The sequence below is a fragment of the Streptomyces sp. NPDC059853 genome (assembly GCF_042731495.1).
Lineage (GTDB): Bacteria > Actinomycetota > Actinomycetes > Streptomycetales > Streptomycetaceae > Streptomyces.
Window position 1 is genome coordinate 8,245 of the sequence record NZ_JBHWJL010000127.1, and the last position, 5,405, is coordinate 13,649.

6 protein-coding genes are annotated in these 5,405 nt (G+C 71.3%); all 6 read left to right on the forward strand.

From position 1 onward, the window contains the following. Positions 1-920, forward strand: a 920-nt coding sequence (locus tag ACFV5N_RS15560) for an iron-containing alcohol dehydrogenase family protein (protein ID WP_385599268.1), incomplete at its 5' end; no start/stop codon positions are given. Further along, positions 898-1,683, forward strand: a complete 786-nt coding sequence (locus ACFV5N_RS15565) for a CDP-alcohol phosphatidyltransferase family protein (protein WP_385599271.1) — start codon at positions 898-900, stop codon at positions 1,681-1,683. The genes ACFV5N_RS15560 and ACFV5N_RS15565, both read left to right, overlap by 23 nt. A gap of 47 nt (positions 1,684-1,730) precedes the next feature. Next, positions 1,731-2,576 carry a glycosyltransferase family 2 protein gene (locus tag ACFV5N_RS15570; protein ID WP_385599289.1) on the forward strand — a complete coding sequence of 282 codons (846 nt, stop codon included), beginning with the start codon at positions 1,731-1,733 and terminating at the stop codon, positions 2,574-2,576. An 84-nt stretch (positions 2,577-2,660) separates the two neighbouring features. After that, complete coding sequence (locus ACFV5N_RS15575) at positions 2,661-3,575, forward strand: ABC transporter permease (RefSeq protein ID WP_385599274.1); 915 nt, start codon at positions 2,661-2,663, stop codon at positions 3,573-3,575. Continuing rightward, entirely contained in the window at positions 3,562-4,362 is an 801-nt protein-coding gene (locus tag ACFV5N_RS15580; protein WP_385599277.1) for an ABC transporter ATP-binding protein, read from the forward strand. Before ACFV5N_RS15575 ends, ACFV5N_RS15580 begins: the two co-directional genes overlap by 14 nt. 69 nt (positions 4,363-4,431) lie before the next feature. Then, on the forward strand, positions 4,432-5,343 hold the full coding sequence (hpnC, locus tag ACFV5N_RS15585) for a squalene synthase HpnC (RefSeq protein WP_385599280.1): 912 nt from the start codon (positions 4,432-4,434) through the stop codon (positions 5,341-5,343). Positions 5,344-5,405: the final 62 nt, after the last annotated feature.

Sequence of the window (5,405 nt, forward strand, 5' to 3'; positions counted from 1 at the left end):
GCGCCGCCCTGCGCGCCCGCTTGGAGGCCGACCTGCCGGGCGCCGACTGGTACGAGGTGGCCGGGGGCACCCTGGACGCCGCCGTGGCGCTGGGCGACGCCATAAAGGCCGGCCACTACGACGCCGTCGTCGGACTCGGCGGCGGCAAGATCATCGACGCGGCCAAGTACGCCTCCGCCCGGGTCGGCCTCCCCATGGTGGCGGTCGCCACCAACCTCGCCCACGACGGCCTGTGCTCCCCGATCTCCACGCTCGACAACGACGCGGGGCGCGGCTCCTACGGGGTGCCCACCCCCATCGCCATCGTCGTGGACCTCGACGTCATCCGGGACGCCCCGGTGCGCTTCGTGCGCTCCGGTATCGGCGACGCCCTCTCCAACATCTCCGCCATCGCCGACTGGGAACTGGCCCACCGCGAGACCGGCGAGCAGATCGACGGACTCGCCGCCGCCATGGCCCGGCAGGCCGGACAGGCCGTGCTGCGGCACCCCGCCGGGTGCGACGACGACGGCTTCCTCACCGTCCTCTCCGAGGGCCTGGTGCTCTCCGGCATCGCCATGTCGATCGCCGGGCACAGCCGGCCCTCCTCCGGCGCCTGCCACGAGATCTCGCACGCCCTCGACCTGCTCTACCCCGGCCGGTCCGCGCCGCACGGCGAACAGGTGGGCCTCGGCGCCGCCTTCGCCATGCACCTGCGCGGCGCCGCCGAGGAGAGCCTGCTGATCGCCGAGGTGCTGCGGCGGCACGGGCTGCCCGTCCTCCCCGACGAGATCGGGTTCAGCACCGAAGAGTTCGTCCGGGCCGTGGAGTTCGCTCCACAGACCCGGCCCGGCCGCTTCACCATCCTCGAACACCTCGACCTGACCACCGACGAGATCCGGGACCGTTACGCCGACTATGTCAAAACCATCAGTAGCTGAACTCCGCCCGGTCGTGCACCCCGCAGGGGTCAAGGACCGGCGCAGCGGGGAGCACTGGGCCGGGCGCCTGTACATGCGGGAGATCTCGCTGCGCTGGACCCGGCACCTGGTCAACACCCGGATAACCCCCAACCAGCTGACGTACCTCATGGTCCTCGCCGGCATCGCCGCCGGCGGCGTCCTGCTGGTTCCCGGCATCGCCGGGGCGATCCTGGCCGCCCTGCTCATCCAGCTGTACCTGCTGCTGGACTGCGTGGACGGCGAGGTCGCCCGCTGGCGCTCCACCACCTCCATCACCGGCGTCTACCTCGACCGGGTCGGCCATTACCTGGCCGAGGCCGCGCTGCTGGTCGGCTTCGGGGTACGGGCCGCCGACGTCTTCGCCGTCGAGGGCCCGGCCGCCAACTGGCTGTGGGCCTTCATCGGCACCGTCGCCGCCCTCGGCGCCATCCTGATCAAGGCCGAGACCGACCTGGTGGACGTGGCCCGCGCCCGCAGCGGACTGCCCGCCGTCAAGGACGAGGCCGCCACCCCCCGCTCCTCCGGACTCGCCCTGGCCCGCAAGGCCGCCGCCGCGCTCAAGTTCCACCGGCTGGTCGGCGGCGTCGAGGCCTCGCTGCTCATCCTGGCCGTCGCGATCCTCGACCTGGTGCGCGGCGACCTGTTCTTCACCCGGCTCGGGGTGGCCCTCCTGGCCGCGATCGCCGTCGTCCAGACCCTGCTGCACCTGGTGTCCATCCTGGCCTCCAGCAGGCTCCGGTGACCGCCGTGGACACCGCGCGGCTCACCGTCGGTGCGGTGATCATCACCATGGGCACCCGGCCCGCCGAGCTGCGCGCCCTCCTCGACTCGGTCGCCCGGCAGGACGGCGCCGCCGTGCGGACCGTGGTCGTCGGCAACGGCGCCCCCGTCCCCGAACTGCCCGAGGGCGTGGAGAGCGTCGAACTCCCGGAGAACCTCGGCATCCCCGGCGGGCGCAACGTCGGCATCGAGGCCTTCGGCCCCGCCGGGCGCGACGTCGACATCCTGCTGTTCCTCGACGACGACGGGCACCTGCCGGACACCGGGGTCGCCGAGGCGGTGCGCGAGGCGTTCGCCGCCGACCCGCGCCTGGGCATCATCAGCTTCCGCATCGCCGACCCGGACACCGGCGTCACCCAGCGGCGCCACGTCCCCCGGCTGCGGGCCTCCGACCCGCTGCGCTCCTCGCGCGTCACCACCTTCCTCGGCGGCGCCAACGCGGTCCGCACCGAGGTCTTCGCCCAGGTCGGCGGGCTCCCGGACGACTTCTTCTACGCCCACGAGGAGACCGACCTGGCCTGGCGGGCCCTGGACGCGGGCTGGCAGATCGACTACCGCGCCGACCTGGTGATGCACCACCCCACCACCGCCCCCTCCCGGCACACGCACTACCACCGGATGGTGGCCAGGAACCGGGTCTGGCTGGCCCGGCGCAATCTGCCGCTGCCCCTGATCCCGGTCTACCTCGGCGTCTGGATGCTGCTCACCCTGCTGCGCCGCCCCTCGTGGACGGCGCTCAAGGCATGGTTCGGCGGATTCGCCGAGGGCTGGCGCACCCCCGCGGGCTCCCGCCGCCCGATGCGGTGGCGTACGGTATGGCGGCTGACCCGGCTGGGCCGACCTCCCGTCATCTGACAAGCTCGGGTCTGAGACCATCCAGGGGCCGGCTCACCCCCGGAACCCATACGGCTGTGCCCTGCGAGGACGAAAGTTTCAACGTTGAGTGAGACCACGCGCGCCAGCGCGCCCCCACGCGCCGTTCCGCTGGCAGAACTGGCGGCCAGACACGGTCTGTCCGTCAGCGGCGCCAGGCCCTCCCTGCCCGCCTACGTACGGCAGCTGTGGGCCAGGCGACATTTCATCACCGCCTTCTCCCGGGCCAAGCTCGCCGCCCAGTACAGCCAGGCGAAACTCGGCCAGCTCTGGCAGGTGGCCACGCCCCTGCTGAACGCCCTGGTGTACTTCCTGATCTTCGGCGTGATCCTGGGTGCCCGGGGCGGCATGGACAACCAGGACTATGTGCCCTTTCTGGTGGCAGGCGTGTTCGTCTTCGCCTTCACCCAGAATTCGGTGATGTCGGGAGTCAAGTCCATCTCGGGCAATCTTGGCATGGTCCGTGCGCTGCACTTCCCCCGGGCCTCCCTTCCGATCGCCTTCTCCCTCCAGCAGCTCCAGCAACTGCTCTACTCGATGATCGTGCTCGCGGCGATCACCATCGGTTTCGGGCACTACCCGGTGTGGACCTGGCTGCTGATCGTCCCGGCGCTGCTGCTCCAGTTCGTCTTCAACGCCGGGCTTGCCATGATCTTCGCCCGGCTGGGCAGCCACACCCCGGACATGGCCCAGCTGATGCCGTTCGTGCTGCGCACCTGGATGTACGCCTCGGGTGTGATGTTCCCGCTGCGCGCGATGATCGAGGAGCGCAGTTCCATCCCCGTGTGGGTCGCCGACGTCCTGGAGGCCAACCCGGCCGCCGTCTACATGGACCTCATCCGCTACGCCATGATCGACACCCCGCAGTACAGTGGCGTACCGGGTCTCACCTGGGCCTACGCCCTGGGCTGGGCCCTGCTGATCGGCATCGGGGGCTTCGTGTACTTCTGGAAGGCGGAGGAGCGGTATGGCCGTGGCTGAGCAGACATCCCCCCTCCCGGCGGACGAGCTGGAGCGGGTCCCCACCGTCATCGCGGACGACGTGCACATCGTCTACCGCGTCTACGGCGGGCGCAGCAAGGGCAACGCCACCGCCGCGCTGCGCCGCATCATCCGCCGCGAATCGTCCGCGCGGGTCCGCGAGGTGCACGCCGTGCGCGGGGTGACCTTCACCGCCTACCGCGGCGAGGCCATCGGCCTGATCGGCTCCAACGGTTCCGGGAAGTCCACCCTGCTGCGCGCCATCGCCGGGCTGCTGCCCACCGAGCGCGGCAAGGTGTACACCGACGGCCAGCCCTCCCTGCTCGGCGTCAACGCCGCCCTGATGAACGACCTCACCGGTGAGCGCAATGTGGTGCTCGGCGGACTGGCCATGGGCATGACCCGGGAGCAGATCAAGGAGCGCTACCAGGACATCGTCGACTTCTCCGGGATCAACGACAAGGGCGACTTCATCAGCCTGCCCATGCGCACCTACTCCTCGGGCATGGCCGCCCGGCTGCGGTTCTCCATCGCCGCCGCCAAGGACCACGACGTCCTGATGATCGACGAGGCCCTCGCCACCGGTGACAAGAAGTTCCAGCGCCGCTCCGAGGCCCGCATCCGCGAGCTGCGCAAGGAGGCGGGCACCGTCTTCCTCGTCAGCCACAACAACAAGTCCATCCGGTCCACCTGCGACCGGGTGCTGTGGCTGGAGAAGGGCGAACTCGTCATGGACGGCCCCACCGAACAGGTCATGAAGGCCTACGAGGAAGAGACCGGCAAGTAACGCCCGGCACGGCCCCGGACCGCGTGTCCGGGGCCGTCCCCGTGCGCACCCCACGGTAGAAAGACGGATATGACGACGGCACCGGCCACCGACGAGCCCACCCGGGCCGTACTCTCCAAAGCCGCCCGTGAGAACTTCCCCGTGGCCCCCGCCTTCGTCCCCCGCGCCTGGCGCGAGGACCTGATGGCCCTCTACGGCTACGCCCGCCTCGTCGACGACATCGGCGACCGCGACCTCACCCCCGGCGGCGCCGACGCCCGCGCCCTCGGCGTCGACCCGGCACAGGCCGACGAGCCGCTGCCCATGCTGGACGCCCTCGAAGCCGACCTGCACCGCGTCTTCACCAGCGCCCACGGCGGCGCCCCGCCCCGCCATCCGCTCGTACGCGCCCTCATCCCCACCGTGCGCCGCAGCTCCCTCACCCCCCGGCCGTTCCTCGACCTCATCGAGGCCAACCGGATCGACCAGCGTGTCACCCGCTACGCCGACCACCAGCAGCTGCTCGGCTACTGCACCTACTCCGCCAACCCCGTCGGCCGGCTCGTCCTCGCCGTCACCGGCACCGCCACCCCCGAACGCGTCCGCCGCTCCGACGCCGTCTGCACCGCGCTCCAGCTCATCGAGCACATCCAGGACGTCGCCGAGGACCTCGCCCGCGACCGCATCTACCTCCCGCAGGAGGACATGCGGCGCTTCCACGTCTCCGAGGCCGACCTCGCCGCCCCCACCGCGAACGCCTCGGTCCGCACCCTGGTGGCCTGCGCGACCGAACGGGCACGTAGGCTGCTCGATGAGGGCGCCCCCCTGGTGGGCAGCGTCCACGGGCGGCTGAGGCTGCTGCTCGCCGGATTCGTCGGCGGCGGCAGGGCGGCGGCCCAGGCCATCGCCGACGCCGGTTACGACGTCCTGGCGTCCGCGCCGAAACCCACCAAGAGCGGCCTGCTGTACGCGGCGGGAACGACACTGCGACGAGGGACGTGAGGGTAGACCCCGTGAGAAACAGCCGACCCCTGCCCTCGGGCGTGCTCGCCTCGTACCACTAC

What these genes read in the sequence shown, in the direction of transcription:
- ACFV5N_RS15565 (WP_385599271.1), top strand. Translation starts at nt 898, where the DNA reads ATGTCAAAACCATCAGTAGCTGAACTCCGCCCGGTCGTGCACCCCGCA.
- ACFV5N_RS15570 (WP_385599289.1), top strand. Translation starts at nt 1,731, where the DNA reads ATGGGCACCCGGCCCGCCGAGCTGCGCGCCCTCCTCGACTCGGTCGCC.
- ACFV5N_RS15580 (WP_385599277.1), top strand. Translation starts at nt 3,562, where the DNA reads ATGGCCGTGGCTGAGCAGACATCCCCCCTCCCGGCGGACGAGCTGGAG.
- hpnC (WP_385599280.1), top strand. Translation starts at nt 4,432, where the DNA reads ATGACGACGGCACCGGCCACCGACGAGCCCACCCGGGCCGTACTCTCC.